The sequence below is a fragment of the Exiguobacterium sp. s149 genome, assembly GCF_018618395.1.
Taxonomy (GTDB): Bacteria; Bacillota; Bacilli; order Exiguobacteriales; family Exiguobacteriaceae; genus Exiguobacterium; species Exiguobacterium chiriqhucha.
In genome coordinates, this window is the sequence record NZ_JACSLZ010000002.1 from 55509 (window position 1) to 77877 (window position 22369).

Genomic DNA, 22369 nt, shown 5'->3' on the forward strand with positions numbered 1-22369 from the left:
ATTCCGCTGTGATATCTATCATATAATATGGACTTGTGGTTGCAGGCAAGTCCGTTCGTCGAACGACACAACCCAACGTTCGTTTTCCTGCAAAAAACTGAACACAGGGGAGTAACACACATGGAAACAAAACCAATGCGGGTCTTGCTGTACTATAAGTACGTCAATATCGAAGACCCAGAAACGCTCACACAAGAGCACCTCAAGTATTGCAAGGATCTCGGCATCAAAGGACGCATCTTGATTTCTTCCGAAGGAATCAACGGGACGTGCTCTGGGACTTGGGAACAGACCGAGCAATACATGAACGACTTGAAAGCGAACCCGCTATTCAGCGACATCGAGTTCAAAATCGATGAAGTCGAAGAGCATGCGTTCTCGAAAATTTTTGTCCGTCATAAGAAAGAGCTTGTGACGTGGCGCTTTGATGGTGAGTTCGACGTGCCTAAACAGCACGGTGCATACCTCGAACCGGCAGAATGGAAAGAGATGATGAATCGCGACGATGTCGTCATCCTCGACGTTCGTAACAACTACGAGTACGATCTTGGTCACTTTAAAAACGCGATCAAAATCGATGTAGAGGCTTCTCGTTACATGCCAGATTGGCTCGAAGAGAACAAGGACCTCTACGAAGGGAAAACGTTACTCACGTACTGTACCGGAGGCGTCCGTTGCGAGAAATTTACCGCATATATGCGTGACCAAGGTCACGACAACATTTTCCACCTTAAAGGCGGCGTCGCCATGTACGGCAAAGACGAAGCCACGAAAGGCGAGGACTGGGAAGGTGAGCTTTACGTCTTTGACGAGCGCATCAACGTCCCGGTCAACACGGTCAACCCGTCCGTTGTTTCGGAGTGCATGCACTGCGGAACGAAGACGGTCCGCTACGTTAATTGTGCCAACCCGGTGTGTAATGCCCAACACTTCTGTTGTGAAGAGTGTGAACCAAAACAAATGCGTTCATGCTCGAAAGAGTGCCAGGAGCATCCACGCAACCGCTATATCATCGAGAATATCGCGGACAAACTTCAGGAGACTGAAGGCGTCGTCGGGTAACAAAAATCGACCAGAAAGCACTTCGAGCCTACGCTCGGGGTGCTTTTTTGACAGAAACTTTACGTCTAGCCGATGACAGAATCGGGTATAGTGTAGATACCATTGTCAGACAGGAAGTGAATCGATTGCTCTTTAACGAACCTTTACTCGCCGCCTTGCTCGCTTGGTTCATCGCACAAGCAGCTAAGCTCGTAACCGAACTCATTAAAACACGAGATTTTGAATTAGAAATCATGTTTGCCTCGGGTGGGATGCCAAGTTCCCACTCTTCGACCGTCGTCGCCTTAGCGACCGTCATCGGTCGAATCGAAGGGCTCGATTCCAGCATGTTCGCGCTCGCCTTGATTTTTGCGACAATCGTCATGTACGATGCGACCGGTGTGCGTCAGGCGGTCGGATTCCAGGCCCGCTTGTTAAACGACTACTTCAAAGGAATCAAGCACGAGACGCCCATCTTAAATGAACTGGTCGGTCATACCCCGTTCCAAGTCATCGTCGGTGCCTTGCTCGGTCTCGTGGTCGGACTGTTTTTCCCAATTTAATGTGAATGATGCAGGCATGTCGTTCCTCCTTCTAAAAACTCACCATCTTTTTGTGAACTTTCACAACAGAGACGGTATAGTGAAAGAGAGGAGGAATCGACATGCCTTTTTTGCAGAAATCTTATGAGTCGCTCGATACGCTCGCCGAAGCAATCGGACAAGCGATTCGGGCCCCCATCACGATTGAAAACCGACACCATCAGTTACTGGCCTATAGCACCCATCCCGACTCGACCGATCCGGCACGTATCGCGACGATTATCGGCCGCCGTGTCCCGGAGGCGGTCATCGAGGACTTATGGGAAAGCGGGATTCTTCAAGAAGTGATTGACCGTGACGAACCGGTCGTCATCCCTGCTCGAATGGCTGTCGGACTAGGCGAACGAGCAGCCGTCGTCATCAAACAACAAGGTGACGTGCTCGGTTACATTTGGAGCCTGGCCCGAACGACGCCGTTCTCGGAACAAGAACTCACCGTCCTACAAGAAGGAGCGAACATCGCCAAAAAGCTACTGATGACCATCGCGATGCACGAGCGGCGCATCGATGCCGAATTGGAACGCTTCTTTTTAGAAGTGCTGGCCACTCCCGTCTTATCGCCACCCCACCGCGACCGCTTGAATGAGCTCGCACCGATTGCCGTCGCCAGCCGCCTCACCGTAATTGAATGTGCCCAGCCGGTCACCCCACAACTGGCGGAACGACTGTTTTATGTATTAGCGACCCAGCAAGCGATTGAAGTCGTCCTGCACGCTATCGATGGCCAGCAACTACTCGTCTGGCATTATATGAAATCGGACTTGGCCGAGGAAGAAGCGGCGCTCTTACAGTGGGCTGACCGTTTTGAAAGTCAGCTCCGAGACAAGTTCATTGAAGCGGAGCCGCGTCTTGGCATCAGTCGACGCTTTTTTGAGAGCGATATGCTCTATGCGGCGATGGAAGAAGCACGACGCGTTACGTCGCTTCGCCGAAAGTTCCCGTATGAGCTTGCGACATCGCGCACGTTCGAACAGATCGGAATTTATCAGCTCGTTCCCGATTTGGCCCGACGCATCGGGCTTCGTCTCGAGACGCATCCGACCATCGAGCGCCTACAGGCGTATGACGTCACGCATCACACCGAGCTCGTCACGACGCTCGAATGGTATTTCTATTTTGATGGGAACGTCAAGCGTGTCGCCGCTCATCTTCACATCCATCCGAACACCGTGCTCTACCGGATTCGGCGGATTGAAGAACTGACGAACATCACACAAGTCTCGCTCCCTGAACGGGCCGCCGTTTATCTCGCCATTAAGGCCGGTCAATACCGCCAAGACGATTGACGCCTACTTTGTGTTTTTTCACAAAGTGGGCGTTATCACTTTTAGAATCCATGCTAAAGACAGCGTTTTCGGATGGGTCTATACTAAAGGTGTGAACAAATTGTGTCAGTAGAGAAAGGGGAACTTTACATGAAAATCGGGGTATTGAAAGAGATTAAAAACAACGAAAACCGCGTCGCATTGACGCCAATGGGTGCAGCCGTATTAACTGAACTTGGACACGAGGTCCTCGTCGAGACGGAAGCGGGCGTCGGTAGCGGCTTCACAAATATGGAGTATGTCGATGCGGGGGCAACCATCGTCGACACAGCCGCAGACGTTTGGGTAAACGTGGAATTGGCGTTGAAAGTAAAGGAACCGCAACCATCGGAATATCGTTATTTCCGTCCTGACTTGACCCTCTTCACTTACTTGCATTTGGCGGCCGAACCAGAACTCACGAAAGCACTCGTCGATTCTGGTGTGACGGCTATCGCCTATGAGACGGTCGAGATCGACCGCACATTGCCGCTCCTCACACCGATGAGCGAAGTGGCCGGACGGATGGCTGCTCAAATCGGCGCCCAAATCCTTGAAAAACCGCACGGTGGAAAAGGGATTCTCTTGTCTGGCCTGCCAGGCGTACCACGTGCGAACGTCACCGTCATCGGGGGCGGTGTCGTCGGGATGAATGCCGCCCGCATCGCGATTGGTCTTGGTGCCAACGTCACGATTATGGATATCAGCCCGGCTCGCCTGCGCCAAATCGATGATCAGTTCGGCAACACAATCAACACACTCATCTCAAACAGCTATAACATCGCCAAACAAGTCGCTGAAAGTGACCTTGTCATCGGTGCCGTCCTCATTCCAGGCGCGAAAGCACCGAAGCTCGTCACGAAAGAAATGGTTCAACAGATGTCACCCGGTTCGGTCATCGTTGATGTCGCCATCGACCAAGGCGGAATCTGCGAAACCATCGACCATATCACGACGCATGACGCGCCGACGTACGAGCGTTACGGGGTTCAACACTATGCCGTCGCCAACATGCCAGGTGCCGTCCCACGCACGTCGACACTCGGTTTGACGAACGCGACGATGCCGTATATCGTCGAGTGCGCACAAAAAGGGATTTTCCCAGCACTCCGCGAGAACGCAGCCTTGCTTAAAGGATTGAACGTCATCGACGGGACGGTCACGTATGAAGCCGTCGCCCGCGACCTCGGCTACACGTTTGTCGCTCCAGTCGAAGCCATCACGAAGCAACTACAAGCGTAAACGTAAAGCCGTCGGCATTGTTGCTGGCGGCTTTTTTGTTTTCCTCGTCCCATTCAAAAACGCTCGAACCAATCGGTTCGAGCGTTTTCATGCTTATGCGTTCTCGACGGCGATGTCCTCACCGATGATTTTCACTTCTGGTTCAAGCTCAATCTCGAACTTCTCCTTTACCGTCGCCTGGACGTGACGGATGAGCGAGATGTACTCAGTCGCTGTCGCTTCATCGATATTGACGATGAATCCGGCATGTTTGAGTGAGACTTCCGCTCCACCGATCCGCTTCCCTTGCAGGCCACAGTCTTGAATCAATTTGCCGGCGAAGTAGCCCGGTGGTCGTTTGAAGACGCTACCGCATGATGGATACTCGAGCGGTTGCTTCGACTCGCGCTTGTACGTCAAGTCGTCCATGACGTCTTTGATCGCTTCATAGCCGAGCGGCTCGAGTTCAAACGTCGCTTCGAGCACAATCAACCCGTCTTTCGAAATCCGGCTCGTCCGGTAGTCGAGATCGAGCTCGTCTTTCGTAAGTGTCATGAGCTGCCCTTCAGGCGACAACACGACCGCACTCGTGATGACGTCTTTCGTTTCTCCACCGTAGGCGCCTGCGTTCATATACACCGCGCCACCGACCGTTCCCGGGATGCCACAGGCGAATTCTAAGCCAGATAACTCTTCGGTCAACGCTTGACGTGAGACGTCGATGATGGCCGCACCGGCTTGGGCGATCAGTTGATTCCCGTCTCGACGAATCGTTTTCAGTTCGTTCAAGTTTAAGACGATGCCACGAAGGCCTCCGTCACGGACAATCAAGTTCGACCCGAACCCGAGAATCATGAATGGGACGCTCTCGCGATGGGCGAGCTCAAGCACGGCTTGAACTTCTTCATACGTGTGCGGGGCCACGAAATAATCGGCCTGCCCACCTAATTTTGTATACGTGTGTGCCGACAGCGGCTCATCTTGCTTCACGCGATCGGCCGGAATGATAGTGAGTAGTTGATTTAAAAAGCTCATGCGTTGCCTCAATCCTTTACGTTCAATTTTAAAGCATGCCTCGGTTCGTCAAGAGAGAGGCAGGCACGTCACTGAATGATTTCAGTACGAAACACAGTATACAAATCTTTGACAGGGGTGACAAGCAACGTTTTCTTTACAATGAAGGAATTGATTTATAACAATAATGATGTAGCAACGGCCACGACGATAGGAATTGTAAAGTTATCCCAATCTCGATACGAAATTGCTTCTGTGAGTGTGGCAACGATTGAAATAATGAATCCATATGTTACCACTTGCCAAAGTGGAATATCATCCCACAAAAATAATAAAAAGAGGACGGCATACGAGCTGAGGAACATGGCCATGCTACCTTGGAACGAGCGCTTCTGTCCGTATAAATCATAGGTCACTGTCCCGTACTTCCGACCAATGAGCGCGGCCAGGCCATCGCCCCAAGCCAAGACGAGCGATCCTGCCAAAAAGGCGAGCGGCTCTGATTCAAAGAAGAAGAACAGGATGACAAGCAAGGCGATCGGATAATAGACGGTGCCGAGCGATTTACGTTCCGTCTGATGAACCGGTGACGGACTCTTATAAAGAAGGAACGCGTTCGCGAACGTGAAAAAGACGAGCGGCACGGCGGCGACGTACCAAGTTTCCATTAACCAAACTGCAAGCAGCGACCAATGGCCGACCGCGATATGTACACTTTTACGAATTGTCTCATCCGTCCAACCGAGGCGTTTGCCAATCTGTTCAAGACCGACGAGAAACACCAGGACAATGACGATGGACAGGATGGAACTGACCCATTCATTCATCGATGAACCACCTTTATCTACATTTTTTTGTACGTTTTCATTATACCTTAATCGAGCGATAGCCTAGCTTCCTTTTCAAACATTTGGTAGAATGAGGTCAAATGACTGTATAGCCAACGAACGAAGGCGGCTATAGAAAGGATGCCTGTATGCGCGACGCAATTTCGATTCAAACTTTGGCTGATTGCCTTCACTATATGCGGGTTGGCGACGTTGACCGGGCCATCTCGCTCTTTCCCGAGGACGTGCGCGAACATTTCCCGAAAGAGCTTCGCAAAATCCACTTGTTTCATATTGAAAAGAACGGACTGTCAATCAATCAAATCGTCGCTTTGGCGAACACGTTGACCGGAGAGCATTTATCCGCGACCACGATTCAAAACTGGACGAAGCGAGAAGTCCGCAAAATCATCGGGGTCCCCCGGGTCGGAAAGAAATACTCGCTCCAACAAGCGGCTATCATTTATTTGCTGGATGATTTGAAGCACTTGTTCTCACTTGAAGAGACGAGTTCTCTCCTCGCACTCATCTTCAACAATCCTGACCGCGACGAGGACGACCTCATCTCGCCCATTGACTTTTATCGTCTCTATGCCGAGTACGCCAAGTCGACGAGCCCGATCGAGCTCCTCGACACGCGTGCGAAGCGCTCGATTGAAAAGATGGGGGTCACCCACCCGAACATCTTGCACGTCCTCAAACTCTGTCTATACGCCCATCGCGTGACGACACTCGAGATCGAGGCAAAACACTATTTGAACCGCTTCATTTGATTTTCGTCGAATGAGGCTTTTTTTTAGAAAAAAACACCAGTCGCAGTGACTGGTGTTCGTCATATTGGTTACACCGATACCGCGATTGGCATCCGTGATTTGACTGTCAACGTTTTAAGGACAGACAACAACTCGAACATCGAGAGTTGGTCGGCCTCTTTCGTCAGGCAGAAGCAATCATCGTCTTGTTTGCGGAGTTCCGCCACAAGCTTACCTGCTTTGTCTCGAACGCTGAACTTGTAACGCTCGACATCGTATTGAATCGTATAGAGACCGCGTTCGTAGACGTTGTACTCACACTTTTTCCCGAATAATGAGAATTTGTCCTTCAACTGACCGATCGCTTGTCCGTCGTGGTTCATGACGACCCACTTCTGACAGTTCGGGATATACTTCCCGTGAGCGATTTGACGGCCTGACAAGTTGTGCACTTGAACACTGCCCTCCGCGTCGCGGTGAACAGATCCGATCGCATCATTTGTCTCGTCATAAATGGTCGCTTCGCCTTGCGTAAAGACGCAACCTTTTACATAAATTAATTTGCGCACCGCTCTTCCTCCTAATACGTTCCAACCGTTGATTTGTGTGTGTTTGGTTGGTATTTCTATGAAACCCCAAATTGGTACTGTGCGTCGCGTTTTCTCGTTTCAGCGACTACATATTTCATATGACGAAGATGATTATTGCACCTATTCGTGAAAAAGACAACCCCTTTTTCTTCGACACAATCCGCCATTCTGTCAAACTTGTGAACACGCCTGATATTATCGCTTGAAACCGGCCTGTTTCAACATCTCTTCGAGCTCCGTTCTTGCAATCAAACGAACTTGATTTGGCTCCGCCAATTCGTATGCACTATCGGTATAAGAGGAGTTCGTCACGACCCAACCTTCGTTCACCCCATAGTATGGAACGGAGGCTGCGACTTGTTGGACTGCCTCAAGCCCGACCGCTTTTTCATAACGTTTCGCTTGGACCGCGATTGACCATCCGTCCTCCGCTTCAAGGAGCAGGTCCGCCCCAAAGTCACGCGACGCCGGCGTCACCGTCACCGTGTAACCGAGTGCGGTGAACACTTCTTCTAAAAACAATTCAAATTCACGACCGTCCATCCGATCGATGCGGTGAATCGTCGACAGACGCATGCGCCAGATGAGCCAGAGCAGGCCGATTCCTAAACACGCGACGATACTCCATATCGGCGCATCTCTCCACCATAATCCGATGGCGATCAACAAGCTGAGCCCCATTCCCTTCACATCTATCGTCCTCTCTATCTGTTCTTGTCTTCACTTTACCGTTTGGAGGCAGGAAAACAAAGGGGGAGCTGTCGAATGTATTGAAGATGTACCCGTGTGACATACAGAAGGAGGGATCATCGTTAATGGAGAACCGAGGACATCTCCAAAACGAATTGCTGCTCGCCTTGCCTTACGGTGTAGCCTTAATCATGACGGACGGGACAATCGTCCAAGCGAACCGGCCATTTTTAGAGCAATTCCCTGAAGACTTACAAACGAGAACAAACATCTTTCATATGGTCAACCAATCACCGATTACGATGGAGCTATCGAGACGAATGGAGCAAGGCTTGCCTTGGACGTACGAGATGCCGACAATCCGCATCCACGCTATCCCGAACGGTGACGTCTATATCTTATCGATTGAACCTCTCCCGCTCGATACGCGCGTGACGGTCCAACATAACGCGTTCGAAGCGATGATGCACACCGAACTCGACATGGCGATGGTTATGACCGATGCAAATCTGTTAATCAATCGCTTCAATAAAGGGGCGACCGAGCTGTTCGGTTACGAGCCGCATGAAGTACTTTACGAAATGACCCCGTTCGGTCTATTCGAGTCGCGCGAGCTGAGCGAGAAACGGACCCATTATCAAGACGAGACAGAGCGGTTGTTGTCATTCGAACAGATGCTGCGTGTGGCGTTAGACCGCGGCGACCGTGAATGGAAGTTCCAACGAAAAGACCGGACCCATTTCGTTGGAAAGCTGTTCATGCATCCGGTGTACGAACAAGCTCGCGTCATCGGCTTCTTCTTTTTCGTGTTCGATGTCAGTCCCGAAATCGCCTTGAAAGGCGAATTGCTACACAAAGAACAACGGTATCGCATGTTCGCCGAATCAGTTATCGAAGCCGTGCTGTTTCACGAAGGTGGGACCATCTTAGACGCGAACAAGGCGGCCGAATCGATTTTCCGAATTCCGGCCGAACAGATGGTCGGTCGCCAAACGATTGAATTTATCGCTGAAGGCTATCGGGCCGACGTGTTGCGCCGGATCCGGAACCATATCCAGACACCTTACGAGGTCATCGGCCGTCGTGAGGACGGGACGTTTCTCGAGATGGAAGTGTATCCGAAAGAAGTGACGTTCCAAGGCCAGACGCTCCGGGTCGCCGTCATGCGCGACATTAGCGATCGGAAGAAAGTCGAGCGGATGCTCGAGCGGGAGAAGAATGCCATCGCCCGGCAACGAGATATCATCCAATCGATTTTACAGGCCTCCAATGAAGCGTTCGTCTTGACCGAATCGAACGGAAGCGTCCTGTTCATGAACGTGCACGCCCGTCGCCTGCTCGATTTGCCAGGAATCGCCCCGAACAAGATGCAAGAGCGGATTCCGCTCCTGTCGACGTTCCGTACGCGCGACCGCACTGAGATGTTGAAAAAAATCGACTTATTACTCGACGGGTCGGCCCGCGAAGTGTCGATGCGTTTCTCCATCCCGCAACCGAACGACCGGGATGAACAGTATTACGAGATGTACGGGACCGGTATGGATACAAAACGCCAAATCGGAATGGACAGCGGCTTCTTATTCGTGTTCCGCAACCGGACCGAGGAAGAGCGGATGGACCAAATCAAAAACGAACTGGTCAGCACCGTCTCACACGAACTTCGCACCCCGCTCTCGTCGCTGTCGGGATATATCGAGCTGATGCTTAGCCGCGACTTGAATCCCGAGAAACGCGAGCGTTACTTAAAGACGATGGCGAAAGAAGCGAAGCGTTTGACCGACCTGTTGAACGCCTTTCTCGACATTCAGCGCATGGAAGACGGCAATCAAGAGTATAAGAAAGACCATTTCGTCTTGAACGAACTCGTCCGTGACGTCGTCGAACGCTTCCGCGAGACGAGCAACCATTCGATCCATTTTGATGACGCCGATGAAGTGCTCCACCTCATCGCCGATCAGGACCGCATCGAGCAGGTCATCATCAACCTGCTATCGAACGCCATCAAATATTCGCCGAACCATCACGAAATCGAGGTGCGGGTGCGCAAAGAACGAAATCAAGCCCACGTCTCGATTCAAGACTTTGGCATCGGGATTCCGGAGCATGCGTTCGAAGAGCTGTTCAAGAAGTTTTATCGCGTCGACAACTCGGATACACGCCAAATCGGCGGGACGGGTCTCGGGCTATCCATCTGTAAGGAAATCATCGAATCGCACGGCGGAAGTATCGAGGTCGAATCGAGCGTTGGCGTTGGCTCGACATTCACGTTCACGTTGGACTTAGCGGAGGAGACACTATGAACCATTACGCTTTCACCGGTTTCCCCGGCTTTTTAGCCGGAAAGATGATCACGCACCTCGCGTCATTGCCGAATCAGATTGGGACGATTTACGCACTCCACCTCCCGACCGAACGTTCCGGCGCACATGCTTTAAAACAGGAGCTGTTGGAAGCGACGTCGTTACGAGATGATCAGCTCGTGCTCGTCGAGGCCGATATCACGCTACCTGAAGTCGTGCTTGATCCAATCATGCGCTCCGTCATCGAGCGTGAAGTGAATTACGTGTTCCATTTGGCAGCCGCTTACGATTTGAGCATCCCTTATGATGTCGGATATCGCATCAACTTGCTCGGGACGAAACACATCACCTCATTGGCGAAACGGGCACCCTATTTAAAGCGGTACGTCTACTTCAGCACCGCCTATGTGTCTGGACGCCGTCAAGGGACCGTTTATGAGAACGAGTTATGGCACCGCGTTCGTTTTAAAAACCATTACGAGGCGACGAAGTATGAGGCCGAGGCCATCGTCTCGCGCGAGCTCGGCTCGATGCCGGTGACCATCATCCGTCCGGGCATCGTCATTGGCCATAGCGAGACCGGCGAGACGAAGAAGTTTGACGGGGTCTATTTCGTCTTAAAGTTAATGGACCAACTTCGTCAAGCTGCCCCGCTGCCTTACATTGGACGACAGAATATCGAAGTAAACCTCGTTCCTTATGATTACGTCGTCGAGGCGACCACTTATCTCGCTCACGCTCCGGTCGGTTTGAAGCGGACGTTTCATTTGACCGACCCGTTTCCACACGGGGCCCGCGAAGTGTACCGTATGATTCACGAAGAGATGTTCGGTCGCCCTCCACGCGGGACCATTCCGCATGCGGTCGCGGAGACCGGATTCTCGGCGCTACATCTGTCGGAACGTTACGGCGTTCCGCGTGAGCTACTCGCCTACTTTAAGCATCAAGTCCATTTCGATACGACACAGACGCTCCGCGCACTCAGCGGCACTGATATCGTCTGTCCGGATTTAAAGGACTATCTGCCAAAAGTCGTTGCCTATTACGAGACACAAAAAAAGCCCTAATTAGGGCTTTTTTTGTGTCATCCGATTAGCAACTTCTCTTTTGGATAGCGAATCTTCCGGTCCATCTGGCGTGCGACCGTGAAGAGGATCGTCAACGAACCGACACGACCGAGTAACATCATGAACATGATAAAACTCTTACCTGCATCGTTCAGTTCCGCCGTGATCCCGAGTGATAACCCGACCGTCCCGAAGGCCGAGACTGTCTCGAACAAGAGTGCTGTCGCCGGAATATGACCGTTCGTCAAGATAGTCAGTGCGGTAATCAATAAGATGAAGAAGAAACTCGTAATAGCCACGATGTACGCTTTTTTAATTTGGAACGCGTCAATCGTCCGCTCGAGGATGACCGTCTCTTTTTTCCCGACGATGAACGCCCACATATCGGCCAAGATGACAACTACGGTCGTCACTTTAATCCCAGACCCAGTGGAAGCGGCTCCAGCACCGATATACATGAGAATCAAGACGACCCCGATTGAGATCGGCGCCATCGTCGTGAGGTCGATTGTATTGAAGCCTGCGGTCCGTGTCGTCACAGCCTGGAAGAAGGTGACGTGCATCGCTTCTCCGAACGGACGGCCATACAGTCCGCCCTCATTCGATACCCACTCAAACAACATGAGCGAGAACCAGGCAATCCCGTTGACGATGGCAAGCGAGGCAATCATGATTTTCGAATGGAGGGCGAGGCGCTTCCAACGCTTCACCTCGGTCGCATCCGCGATGGTCGTGAAGCCGAGACCCCCAATCATGAGCAGCACAGCAATCGTGATCACAATGGCCGTATTCTGCTCGAACTGCATCAAATTGTCCGGCCATAGGGCGAACCCGGCGTTGTTAAACGCTGAGACCGCGTGGAAAAAGCCATAATACAGCGCCTCACCAAAGCGATACTCACCGGTGCTGTACAGTTCGACCGTTAAAAACAACATGCCGAGAAACTGGACGATGAGCGTCGTGAAGACGATGTTGCGGACGAGACGGACCGTGCCGCCGGGACCCGACAAGTTGAGTGATTCTTGGAGCAAGATGCGCTGCTTTAAACCGATTTTCTTTCCGAGCACACTAAGCAGCATGAGCGCGACCGTCATAAAACCTAAACCGCCGATTTGAATCAAGGCGACGATGACGAGCTCACCGAACGTATTAAAGGAAGTCCCAATATCAATTGTCGATAATCCGGTCACCGTTCCGGCCGACGTCGCGATAAACAGACAATCAATCCAGGACACGGGCTGTGTCTGTGCGAACGGCATATAGAGTAACGTCGCCCCTAAAAAAATGGCGAGCAAAAAGCCTGTCGCGATAAAACGGGCCGGCTTTTCAAACACGAGCCGGTAAAGCGCCTCAATTCGTTTTATGCGCAATTCCCGTACGGTCAATCGATGTCGCATCTCGCTATCTCCTTCAAATCAAGTTTTCTAAGGCTCATACTACTCCTCACTTATAAAATTGCCAACTAGAAAAATGTATCGCTAACTGTTTGCCAGATTTTTTGGTAATATGAGAGATAGACTTTATGAATGTTGAGGAGGTTGAATGAAACCGTGGACCCTAGTACGGTAGATCATTCGCTAACGGATGTCTCGCGAAGGTTGGAGCGTCAGTCACAATGCATGCCCGCCCATCTTTATTTCCAGCTCGAAGAACTGCTACATTGGTCACTTGATCAAGAAGTTGTGAATCAATTGTACGCATTATTAAAAAAATACGACGTGTTAACCGATATAGAGCGTGAAGAACGAAATATCAGCATCCAAATGCTGATTGACGAAAACGGCGCTTAACCATCGGGAACGCATTTGCGGGAGACGAGTTAAGTCTCTCGCTTTTTTTGTCTCCTGATTTTTTTTAGAAAGGTGGAAAACATAGACATGGATGTCGTCACGTTAGTAGGACTCATACTTGGGTTCCTCACCCTCGTCGGAGGGATGGTATTGAAAGGAGCCGGGATTGCCCCGCTCATCAACCCGGCAGCACTCGTCATTATTTTTGTCGGGACAGCGGCCGCGGTCAGTATCGCCGTTTCCAAAGAACAGCTGCAAAACGTACCGAAGTTGTTCGGAATTCTCTTCAAAAAGCAGGAGTTACCAAGTAAATCCGGGCTTTTGACACAGTTCGTCGACTTGTCGACGCAAGCGCGTAAAGAAGGACTCCTGTCGCTCGAGACAGCGCTCGAACAAGTTGAAGAGCCGTTCTTGAAACAAGGGATGATGATGGTCATCGACGGCCAACCATCCGAATATATCGCCGAGGTCATGTCGCGCGATATCGAGAACATGGAGCAACGCCATAAAGCGAACTCGGACATCTTTACCCAAGCCGGCACGTACGCGCCGACACTCGGCGTTCTTGGAGCCGTTATCGGTTTGATTGCGGCCCTAAAAGATTTGTCTGATATCGAAAAGCTCGGTCACGCGATTTCAGCCGCGTTCGTCGCGACGTTGTTCGGGATTTTCACAGGATACGTCCTCTGGTTCCCGTTCGCCAATAAATTAAAGCAGTATTCGAAGAGCGAGGTCATCATCAAAGAGATGATGATTGAAGGAATTCTCTCGATTCAAAGTGGGGAGTCTCCGAAGACGTTAGAAGATAAATTGTCTGTGTATTTGTCTCCAAAGGAGCGAGCCGACTATGAAACGCAAAAAGAAGCATGATCATGAGGAACATATCCCGGAAGGTTGGTTAATCCCTTACGCCGATTTATTGACGCTCTTACTCGCCCTATTCATCGTCTTGTTCGCCTCGAGTAACATCGACCAGACGAAGCTCGAGAAAATGTCTCAATCCTTTAACCAAGTGTTCTCTGGCGGGACGAGCGTGTTCCAAGCGTCAACCGCCTCGAACAGTGACATCAGCCGTACGAACAAGACAGATACGACAGCGAATCCTCGGACATATGAGCTCGCCAAACTGGATGAGTTAAAAGAAGAGGTCAATCAATACATCAAAAAGAACGGGCTCGAACAAGAGATTGAAGCGACCATCAACTCGAGCGGTCTCGTTTTGACGATTCAAGACCGAGCCTTGTTCAGTATGGGGGAAGCGACGCTTGACGCCGAGGCTAGAACGGTGGCCGGCTCGATTAGCGGTATCCTGGAAAAAGCCGGTAACCGTGAGATTGTCATATCGGGTCACACCGATAACATCCCGATCAACACGGCCCGGTTCCCGTCGAACTGGGAACTCAGTTCAGCCCGGGCCACGGCTTTCATGCGCGGCCTGTTGACAAACGATGCTTTGAACCCTAGCCAGTTCACGCTCGCTAGCTACGGAGAATACAAACCGATTGCGACGAACGACACCGAAGCAGGGCGCTCGAAAAACCGCCGGGTCGAAGTGTTGATTAAACCACTCGTCGATTTATCAGAAGGCTCACCGAAGATGCTCGAAACGATCGTCTTGCCATAAAAAATCCCACTCTGTTGAGAGTGGGATTTTTTATTATCGAGTCCATTCGAAATACTTACGTGACAAATCCGTGAGCGGGCTGTTGAACAAGCGTTTCCGCCAGTAAAGGTCGGCCACTTTTTTCACGGCCTCGCTTCGCGACGGGTACGGATAAATCATGCGGGACAGCTTGCCGATTTTATCGCCTCGTTGCATCGCATAGACGACGATTTGCATCCAATCCCCGGCCGTCATACCGATGGCGTGACCGCCGATGATTTTGCCGTTCTTGCGCGTGATGATTTTGACGAAACCTGTCTCTTGTCGGTCGGCGACGAAGCGGTCGACCTCAGACAGTTTCGCTTCAAACACCTCGACGTCGTCACCATGGCGCTCCCGTGCCTCAGCTTCGGTCATGCCGACGTGGAACACTTCCGGTTCCGTGAACGTGATCCACGGCATCTTCGTGTAGTCGACCTTGTTCCAAAGTCCGAACAAGGCGTTGGCCACGACCGCTTTTCCTTCCTCGCCAGCTGCGTGTGTGAACGGTAACGTCTTGATTGTATCGCCAATTGCGAATATATGAGGTTGCGATGTGCGGTACGTCGACGTAACGTCGACAAATCCGTCTTTGACGTGGACGTGAGCCCGGTCGAGTCGAAGCTCATCGATTCTCGGTTTCCGGCCTGTCGCCACGAGCAGCTTGTCCGCCTCGTACGTGACCGTTTCGCCATCGATTTCGCCGGTGACGTGAACGCGTCCGTCGACTTCCGAGACTTGATTGATGTTGATGCCGATTTTAAGGCGCATCGCCATCTCGAGCTGCGAACGGAGCAACTTGCTCACCGACTCGTCTTCTCGCGGTAAAAACGTATCCTGTGCCTCGAGCACGGTCACTTGGCTACCGAGACGAGCGAACGACTGGGCGAGTTCGAGACCGATCGTCCCGGCCCCGATGACGATGATGCTCTCCGGCAATGTCTCTTCTTCAAACACTTGCTCATTCGTTAAGTATGGCACGTCGTCCAAGCCGTCAATCGGCGGTATTGTCGGTTGCGAGCCGGTCGCGATGACGAATTTCTTCCCAATCAGTAAATCGTCACCGACTTTGAGTTCGTATGGGCTTTGGAACGAGGCCTCGCCGATATATACGTCGACCCCAAGTTTTTCGAAACGTTCCGTCCCGTCATGGTCTTGAATGATGGCACGGGCACGGTCGACGCGTGCTTTCGTCGTCTGGTAATGGTCGCGGCCGTCAAACTCGGCTCCGAGCACTCGGGCAGCTTGCATCATGCTGCTCGCTTCTTTCGAGGCGGCGATCAGTGCTTTCGATGGGACACACCCAACGTGAAGACAGTCTCCACCAAGGTGTTTTTTCTTCTCGACCAAAGCGACTTTCGCCCCTAAATTTGCGGCACCGGCCGCGACCGTCATTCCGGCCGCACCCCCACCAATCACAATCAATTGATAATCCTTCATCTCATCAACCTCCGATAGCGTTCACTCACGTCTTGCATCCGTTTCCGGTTCACCCCAAAGTCAGAGTGACCGAGTCGTGATGCCGAGCGGAATTCAATTTGTCTTGTCTCATCGTCGAATCGGAATTCGACGTCATCCTTAAAGCGCATCAATTTCGTTGTCACGACATAATGGAGCGTGTCATCCGTCTCCTTGACGAGCTCGGTCCGAGGCAGTTGCCCCATCACCATCTTGATTGTCTCGATGCTCTCGGCGCGGTCTCGCCCGTATGGGAGCGGCTCCATGCGTAGCGCTTCGATTGTCGTTTCGGTCGAGACGGCGTTCGGACTACCTGACAATGGCTTCAATGATTTCGTTGCCATGAAAAAAACCTCCCTCATTCTACATACAATTACATGTATCCTGAATTCGGAAGGTTTAACCCTTTTAATGCAGTTCGCTCGGGTCAAGCGGCAAGAGAACGGTCACCGTCGTCCCATGACCGATCTCACTTTCGATAACGAGCTTTCCTTCGTGCGCCTCGATTAGCTCCTTAGCAATCGCCAAGCCGAGCCCGCTGCTCCCTTTCGTCACTTGCGCCTGATAGAACATTTCAGTGATGCGCTGCAAGTGTTCCCGTGAAATACCAGGTCCCTCGTCAATAATTGAGATGAACGCGACTCGCTCCGATTGCACGAACCGTATCGTCAACGTCCCACCTTCTGGCGAGAAGCGGATGGCGTTCTCGAGCAAGTTTAAAAATACTTGCTTCAGCCGGTTCTCATCGAACAGTCCGATCGACTTTTGCGGATATCGCTCAATGAGCGTAATCTGTTTGTCTTCGAGCGACTGTTTCAATTGAATCGTCACTTTCCGTAACAACGACACGAGATCAAGTTCTTGCCGATACAAGACGAGCCGGCTCTCTTCAATCTTCGTGTAATCGAGCAGCTGCTCGACGAGCCCGATCATCCGCTCCGTCTCCGAATGGATTATGCTCAAACCGAGCTCAGTCTCGTCCGACACTTTCTCGTCCCCGCCTCGAATCGTCTCCGTCCACCCTTTAATCGAAGTGAGCGGTGTCCGCAATTCGTGCGACACGTTGGATAGAAATTCATTCCGCGTCGACTGGTGCTGCTGGACTTTCGCACCTAAATATGTGAGCGTCCGGGCCAGTGCCCCGAGCTCATGTTTTTCATTGGAATAGACTTCAACATCGAAATCACCTTGTGCCATCTCATCGGCCGTCTCAATGATGTCTCGAATCGGTCGCACGAAGCGGTCTGCAATCCGAATGACAGCATAGAGCGCGACCAGCCAAATCAAGATGCCAATCATGACGACAGCCATCCAAATCTCGCGAATCAACGTGTCAAGGTCGGCGAGCGGCCGCGTGAAGCTGATGGCGAATTCACTCGTCTCTTCCGTGATGATTGGACTCGTCACCGACAAATAGTGATTCCCATCGGCATCGTAGTCTTGGACGACGGACTCGCCTCGAGCGAGATCTTGCAACTGTTTGGTCGAAAAGGCCGCCTGTTGCGCCCGCTGTCCCGTAGTTTTGATGATTTGACCGGTCCGGTCGACAATCGTCAAATCGGTACCGGGATAGCCGAACGTCCGAACGAGCACCGAGAACGCGCTCGGTGTCTCGAATCCGACTTGGGCCTGTGGATACAGATAGGCGCTCGTCGTCGCATGGCTAAGTAGCGCCTCTGATTCATATTCATAGTAATAGCGGTACGTTCCGTACGACAGGACGCTCACGAGCAAGACGAGCACGAACGTCATGACGAGCATAATTCGAATGACGAGCTGTTGCTTCATCCGTCATGTCTCCGCCACTTGTACCCATGCCCCCATAGCGTCTCGATATAAGCCGGGTGACTCGGGTCGTCTTCAATCTTTTGACGGAGACGACGGATGTTGACGTCGACCGTCTTTCTGTCCCCGAAGTAATTGATGCCCCAGACGGCATCTAACAGCGCGTCACGCGATAAGACGACTTCCTCGTTTTGGACGAGGTGACAAATCAAATCGTATTCGGTCGGGGTCAAATCAATCGCCTGCCCATACTTCGTCACTTGCTTCGCCGCCAAATCGATGGCGAACGGTCCGGACTTCAACCGTTTCTTTTCTTTACGCTTCACTTTCTCGACACGGCGCAGGAGTGCTTGAATCCGTGCCACAAGCTCACCTGGGCTAAACGGCTTGGCGATATAATCGTCCGCCCCTCTGCCGAGCCCTTCAATCTTATCTTCTTCAAGCGTGCGTGCCGTCAGCATGATGATGCCGACGTTCTCATCTAAGTCGCGGATGGCGGCGCATGCCTCGAATCCATCCATTTCAGGCATCATCACGTCGAGCAAGACGACATCGAACGGCTCACGGTCGAACGCTGTGACCGCCTCGCGTCCGTTCGTCGCCTCAAAGACGTCAAATCCGGCTCGTTTTAAATTAACGATGATAAAGCTGCGAATCGCATGCTCATCTTCGGCTACTAATATTCGATTCATATATCCACCTCTTCTGAAGTTCACTACTCTACATTATAGTTACGTTTTTGCGACAAGGTTGTCAATTGACCTCAAATCGTATTAGGATGGAGTCATTAGATTCTGAAGGAGGACTCCTTACCATTATGAGTTACAAGATGATTGTTTTAGATATGGACGATACGCTCCTCACGAGCGACCATACAATTTCCGCCAAGACGAAAGCAGCCTTGCTAGATGTACAAGAACGCGGACATAAAGTCGTGCTCGCGAGCGGTCGCCCGACATACGCGATGTGGGATGCCGCCCGTGAACTCGAACTTGCCAAATATGGTAGCTATATTCTCTCATTCAACGGTGCCTCAATCATCAATTGTGAGACGAATGAAGAAATCTTCTCGAGTACGTTGCTTCCGGAAACGGTCGCCCATCTCCATGATATCAGTGTCCGGGAAGAAATCGCGATTCATACGTACATCGGTAACGAAATCGTAACCGATCAACCGAACCCGTATACTGATATCGAAGGTGAATTGACGGGGATGCCGGTCATCCATGTCGCCGATTTCAAAGAAGCGGTCACGACGCCTGTCGTCAAATGTCTCATGCTCGGTGACGGCGACACGCTCGCTCCAATCGAAACGAAACTGCAAGTCGAACTTGAAGGAAAACTTGCTGTCGCGCGTTCAAAACCGTTTTTCCTTGAGTTCACTGAAGCGGGTGTGACGAAAGGGACGAGCCTCGCCTTCCTCGCCGAACACGTCGGAATTGAGCAAGCCCACGTTATCGCTTGTGGTGACGGGAACAATGACCTCACGATGATTGAATGGGCCGGCCTCGGAGTCGCCATGGGCAACGCCAACACGACGGTCAAAGGCAAAGCCGACTTCATCACGAAATCAAACAACGAAGACGGGATTGCCCACGTCATTGAGACGTTCATGGGAACGGTCCTTATCGATCGGTAAGTGAACAAACTGGATTGAACCAAGGAGGAATTACGATGAATAAAGGATTGAAACGAGCAGGACTTGGACTGGTCGGTACGGCTGTCGCCGGTGCCGCCTATGTATTTTTGTCCCCGAAACCGACCTCACGTCTCGTTAAGACCTCATTTGCCGGCGGGAACGAAGTGGCCATCAAAGGGTTTGATGAAGTCGTTCAAAAAACATCGGTCCGGAAAGATATCGACTATCATTCAGCCTATGAGAACGGGACGTTCGACTTGATTCGCTATGAAGGCGAGAAACAAATTGTTCCGACCATCTTTTGGGTGCACGGCGGTTCGTTCGTCGGTGGCGACAAGGCCGACGTCTTCAAATATGCGACGTCAATCGCGAGCAACGGCTATAACGTCGTCAGCGTCAACTACGCCCTTGCCCCTGACGTTACGTATCCCGTCCCGCTCCAGCAGCTTGAAGAAGCATACACGTATATCGCGGAAAACAATGACCGCTTCCGTCTCGACCTCGACCGCGTCTTTTTTGCGGGTGATTCGAACGGTGCCCAACTCGTCGCTCAGTTCGTCGGTATTCAATTGAACGACGACTACGCACCATCGGCCGAAGTGAATCAAGTCGTTCCGAAAACGTCGATCCTCGGCACGATTCTCATGTCAGGTCCTTATGACTTAAAACGAAGCATCATCGAGTCATCGAAGGCGGTCAACCGCTTCTTGTTCAAACGGATTGGTTGGGCTTACTTCGGAACGTACAATTGGGAAGACTTGCCGGTCGTCGCGGAAGCGTCACCGCTCGTCAATATCCCGGCCACGTTCGTTCCGACGTTTATCACCGATGGCAACACCGGTTCGTTCGAGACGCAAGCGAAAGAATTTGCGACGATCCTCTCAGGTCGTGCGGACGTCACGAGCGTCTTTTATGACCGAAACGAGCACACACTCGGCCACGACTACCATTTTGAAATGGATAAGCCGGCAGCCAGTGCAACGTATCGCCGTTTAATCACGTTCTTGCGTGAAACGACGCGTTAAAAAATAATCCCCGCCCATCATTGGGCGGGGATTATTTTTGTCAGTTGAGCAATGCGAGCGCGCGGCCAATCAACTCATGCCGCGACGGTGACGTCTCACGTAACGCGTGCAACCGTTCCGTCAACGCTTGTCGAAGCGCATCAGACTCGACGAGCTCCAAGCATTCGATGTGGAGCAACCAAGCATCGGGATGATCGGCAAGAATCGTCGGCACGAGCTCATCAATCGACTCGCCTTGCTCCCGCATATTGCGGACCTGATTGAACATCGGGTCATCGTTCGTCCATACTCGGGCGTCACGTTCGATCTGGACCGGCTTCTCCAAGATGACGAGTTCTTCAATCTCGGTGCCCGGAAAAATCGACGGCAGCGTATCTTGTCTCACTTCGAGTGTCTCCAGTTTAATCTGTCGTCCTTCGATGGTGATGACGACGTCTTCGAGATGCAACGCCTCTGTCGTCTCGCTGACGACTTGACCGTCTAACCGAATGTCCGCTGTCGCCAACACGTCTTGAAGCGGTCCATCGAGCACGAGCAGGCCATGATTATGCAAGTTCGTCAATTGACCGTGATTGACGTTCACGCAGTCGTCCCATTGGATAAGGGCACGGGCTCCAGAGCGTGTCACGTGACGAATCACACCGACGCGATCCGTCCCGTCTTCCAGTCGGATGGTCGATTGACTGCCCGACGCGAGCGCCTTCTCGAGCGAAGCGATCCCACCTTGGTTGACCGCCATCCGTGACTCGAGTTCGTCTAGCGCGTCCTTCAACGCTTCAAAGTCTGGAATGACGAATAACTCGCGTTGCATATTCGTCACGTCTTGCTTCGTCTCGAGGGCATGCTCCAAATTGAATGGATGCTTCGTGACGGCGTCTGTCAAACAGTGACGGCTCTCTCCGACCGAAGATAACAGGCCTGCCCCGTAGATGAGTGGATTGTCTACATCACCGATGAGACCAAACTCGACCGTCCACCAAAAGATGCGGGCGACTTGTTGTGCTTCCGAGAAACCGGTCACTTGGGCTTTGGCCGCATGAACAGACGCTTCGGCTGCCGCAATCTCCTCGTCCGTCGAGTTCGCATTCTCCTTCACGACGGTCAATCGTTTCAGTGCTGCAAACGAGGCATGTTCTTCTCGATTCATGAATGACCTCGCCCCGAGCTGACCGAACCGCTTCACAATCTGTGAAAATTCAGGATCCATCAACATCGGCGCATGGCCGGCCGCCTCGTGGATGATATCCGGTGCCGGACTGTACAAAATATTCTCGACTTTTCGGATATCGGTCGCGACCGGCAACATCCCGTTGCCTTGGAAATCAAAGAAAGCGACGCCTGGAATGAGACCATCGACTGCGACCGTCGACCAACCGGCCGACCGCATCTCTTCGGTCATCTGTTCGACGTTCGGGAGACGCTCAGGTCCCATCCCCGTCTTTTTCAACCCTTCGATGTAAAACGGATGGGCCTTACCTTCAAGCGTGTGCAAGTTCAGTCGCAATACGAAGCGCCAGACAGCATGATCGGTCGGCGTGTACTCGTCGTAGAACTGTGGCGAAATATGAGGGGCCAAATGGCGTGGAATGATTTGTGTGAGCATGATGTTTCCTCCTTTAGTT

General features: G+C 51.9%; 22 protein-coding genes. 12 read left to right on the forward strand and 10 right to left on the reverse strand.

The features are described from left to right. Positions 1-120 precede the first annotated feature (120 nt). The 4 genes from trhO to ald all read left to right on the forward strand — a co-directional run bounded on the left by trhO (position 121) and on the right by ald (position 4189). Positions 121-1062: an oxygen-dependent tRNA uridine(34) hydroxylase TrhO gene (trhO, locus tag KNP81_RS03445; protein ID WP_034804313.1), complete on the forward strand. Its 942-nt coding sequence runs from the start codon at positions 121-123 to the stop codon at positions 1060-1062. Positions 1063-1178: 116 nt separating this feature from the next. Next, positions 1179-1604 carry a divergent PAP2 family protein gene (locus KNP81_RS03450; protein ID WP_029596250.1) on the forward strand — a complete coding sequence of 142 codons (426 nt, stop codon included), beginning with the start codon at positions 1179-1181 and terminating at the stop codon, positions 1602-1604. Between the two features lie 101 nt (positions 1605-1705). Then, positions 1706-2929, forward strand: a complete 1224-nt coding sequence (locus KNP81_RS03455; protein ID WP_034804315.1) for a PucR family transcriptional regulator — start codon at positions 1706-1708, stop codon at positions 2927-2929. A gap of 129 nt (positions 2930-3058) precedes the next feature. Next, positions 3059-4189, forward strand: coding sequence for an alanine dehydrogenase (ald, locus tag KNP81_RS03460; protein WP_214718449.1), 1131 nt, complete (start codon positions 3059-3061; stop codon positions 4187-4189). A 93-nt stretch (positions 4190-4282) separates the two neighbouring features. On the opposite strand, the gene murB is transcribed toward ald, so the two are convergent. Both murB and KNP81_RS03470 read right to left on the reverse strand, forming a co-directional pair. Beyond that, positions 4283-5203, reverse strand: coding sequence for a UDP-N-acetylmuramate dehydrogenase (gene murB, locus KNP81_RS03465; RefSeq protein WP_021068136.1), 921 nt, complete (start codon positions 5201-5203; stop codon positions 4283-4285). A 155-nt stretch (positions 5204-5358) separates the two neighbouring features. Next, positions 5359-6009, reverse strand: a complete 651-nt coding sequence (locus KNP81_RS03470; RefSeq protein WP_021068135.1) for a diacylglycerol/polyprenol kinase family protein — start codon at positions 6007-6009, stop codon at positions 5359-5361. Between the two features lie 149 nt (positions 6010-6158). On the opposite strand from KNP81_RS03470, the gene KNP81_RS03475 reads away from it, so the two are divergent. Further along, on the forward strand, positions 6159-6782 hold the full coding sequence (locus KNP81_RS03475) for a DUF1836 domain-containing protein (RefSeq protein ID WP_029596252.1): 624 nt from the start codon (positions 6159-6161) through the stop codon (positions 6780-6782). A gap of 68 nt (positions 6783-6850) precedes the next feature. Here KNP81_RS03475 and KNP81_RS03480 read toward each other — a convergent pair whose 3' ends face one another. Beyond that, a complete protein-coding gene (locus KNP81_RS03480) occupies positions 6851-7330 on the reverse strand; it encodes an LURP-one-related family protein (protein WP_021068133.1) in 480 nt (159 codons plus the stop codon). Positions 7331-7546: 216 nt separating this feature from the next. Beyond that, positions 7547-8032 carry a restriction endonuclease gene (locus KNP81_RS03485; protein ID WP_251130276.1) on the reverse strand — a complete coding sequence of 162 codons (486 nt, stop codon included), beginning with the start codon at positions 8030-8032 and terminating at the stop codon, positions 7547-7549. A 134-nt stretch (positions 8033-8166) separates the two neighbouring features. Here KNP81_RS03485 and KNP81_RS03490 point away from each other — a divergent pair, with 134 nt between their 5' ends. Next, positions 8167-10341: a PAS domain-containing sensor histidine kinase gene (locus tag KNP81_RS03490; protein WP_214718453.1), complete on the forward strand. Its 2175-nt coding sequence runs from the start codon at positions 8167-8169 to the stop codon at positions 10339-10341. Further along, positions 10338-11408, forward strand: a complete 1071-nt coding sequence (locus tag KNP81_RS03495) for an SDR family oxidoreductase (RefSeq protein WP_214718455.1) — start codon at positions 10338-10340, stop codon at positions 11406-11408. Before KNP81_RS03490 ends, KNP81_RS03495 begins: the two co-directional genes overlap by 4 nt. 17 nt (positions 11409-11425) lie before the next feature. Here the strand turns inward: KNP81_RS03495 and KNP81_RS03500 are convergent, their stop codons facing one another. Next, positions 11426-12805, reverse strand: coding sequence for a TrkH family potassium uptake protein (locus KNP81_RS03500; RefSeq protein WP_214718457.1), 1380 nt, complete (start codon positions 12803-12805; stop codon positions 11426-11428). Between the two features lie 141 nt (positions 12806-12946). Here KNP81_RS03500 and KNP81_RS03505 point away from each other — a divergent pair, with 141 nt between their 5' ends. The 3 genes from KNP81_RS03505 to KNP81_RS03515 all read left to right on the forward strand — a co-directional run bounded on the left by KNP81_RS03505 (position 12947) and on the right by KNP81_RS03515 (position 14822). Next, complete coding sequence (locus KNP81_RS03505; protein WP_233005246.1) at positions 12947-13198, forward strand: hypothetical protein; 252 nt, start codon at positions 12947-12949, stop codon at positions 13196-13198. Positions 13199-13285: 87 nt separating this feature from the next. After that, positions 13286-14068: a flagellar motor stator protein MotA gene (gene motA, locus KNP81_RS03510; RefSeq protein ID WP_214718459.1), complete on the forward strand. Its 783-nt coding sequence runs from the start codon at positions 13286-13288 to the stop codon at positions 14066-14068. After that, a complete protein-coding gene (locus KNP81_RS03515; RefSeq protein ID WP_214718460.1) occupies positions 14046-14822 on the forward strand; it encodes a flagellar motor protein MotB in 777 nt (258 codons plus the stop codon). The genes motA and KNP81_RS03515 overlap by 23 nt, the downstream gene beginning before the upstream one ends. A gap of 33 nt (positions 14823-14855) precedes the next feature. Here the strand turns inward: KNP81_RS03515 and KNP81_RS03520 are convergent, their stop codons facing one another. From KNP81_RS03520 to KNP81_RS03535, 4 genes are all read right to left on the reverse strand, one after another. Then, positions 14856-16280, reverse strand: coding sequence for a dihydrolipoyl dehydrogenase family protein (locus KNP81_RS03520; protein WP_214718461.1), 1425 nt, complete (start codon positions 16278-16280; stop codon positions 14856-14858). Beyond that, positions 16277-16642 carry a DUF1499 domain-containing protein gene (locus tag KNP81_RS03525; protein ID WP_214718462.1) on the reverse strand — a complete coding sequence of 122 codons (366 nt, stop codon included), beginning with the start codon at positions 16640-16642 and terminating at the stop codon, positions 16277-16279. The genes KNP81_RS03520 and KNP81_RS03525 overlap by 4 nt, the downstream gene beginning before the upstream one ends. A gap of 64 nt (positions 16643-16706) precedes the next feature. Then, the gene (locus tag KNP81_RS03530; protein ID WP_214718463.1) at positions 16707-18086 is read right to left on the reverse strand and encodes a sensor histidine kinase; all 1380 of its coding nucleotides are present in this window, start codon (positions 18084-18086) and stop codon (positions 16707-16709) included. Further along, on the reverse strand, positions 18083-18775 hold the full coding sequence (locus KNP81_RS03535) for a response regulator transcription factor (protein WP_021068122.1): 693 nt from the start codon (positions 18773-18775) through the stop codon (positions 18083-18085). Before KNP81_RS03535 ends, KNP81_RS03530 begins: the two co-directional genes overlap by 4 nt. Positions 18776-18900: 125 nt before the next feature. Between KNP81_RS03535 and KNP81_RS03540 the strand changes: the two genes are divergently transcribed. After that, entirely contained in the window at positions 18901-19722 is an 822-nt protein-coding gene (locus KNP81_RS03540) for a Cof-type HAD-IIB family hydrolase (protein ID WP_214718464.1), read from the forward strand. 35 nt (positions 19723-19757) lie between these two features. After that, the gene (locus tag KNP81_RS03545; protein ID WP_021068120.1) at positions 19758-20747 is read left to right on the forward strand and encodes an alpha/beta hydrolase; all 990 of its coding nucleotides are present in this window, start codon (positions 19758-19760) and stop codon (positions 20745-20747) included. Between the two features lie 40 nt (positions 20748-20787). Here KNP81_RS03545 and KNP81_RS03550 read toward each other — a convergent pair whose 3' ends face one another. After that, positions 20788-22350: an aromatic amino acid hydroxylase gene (locus tag KNP81_RS03550; RefSeq protein WP_214718465.1), complete on the reverse strand. Its 1563-nt coding sequence runs from the start codon at positions 22348-22350 to the stop codon at positions 20788-20790. Between the last annotated feature and the right edge of the window lie 19 nt (positions 22351-22369).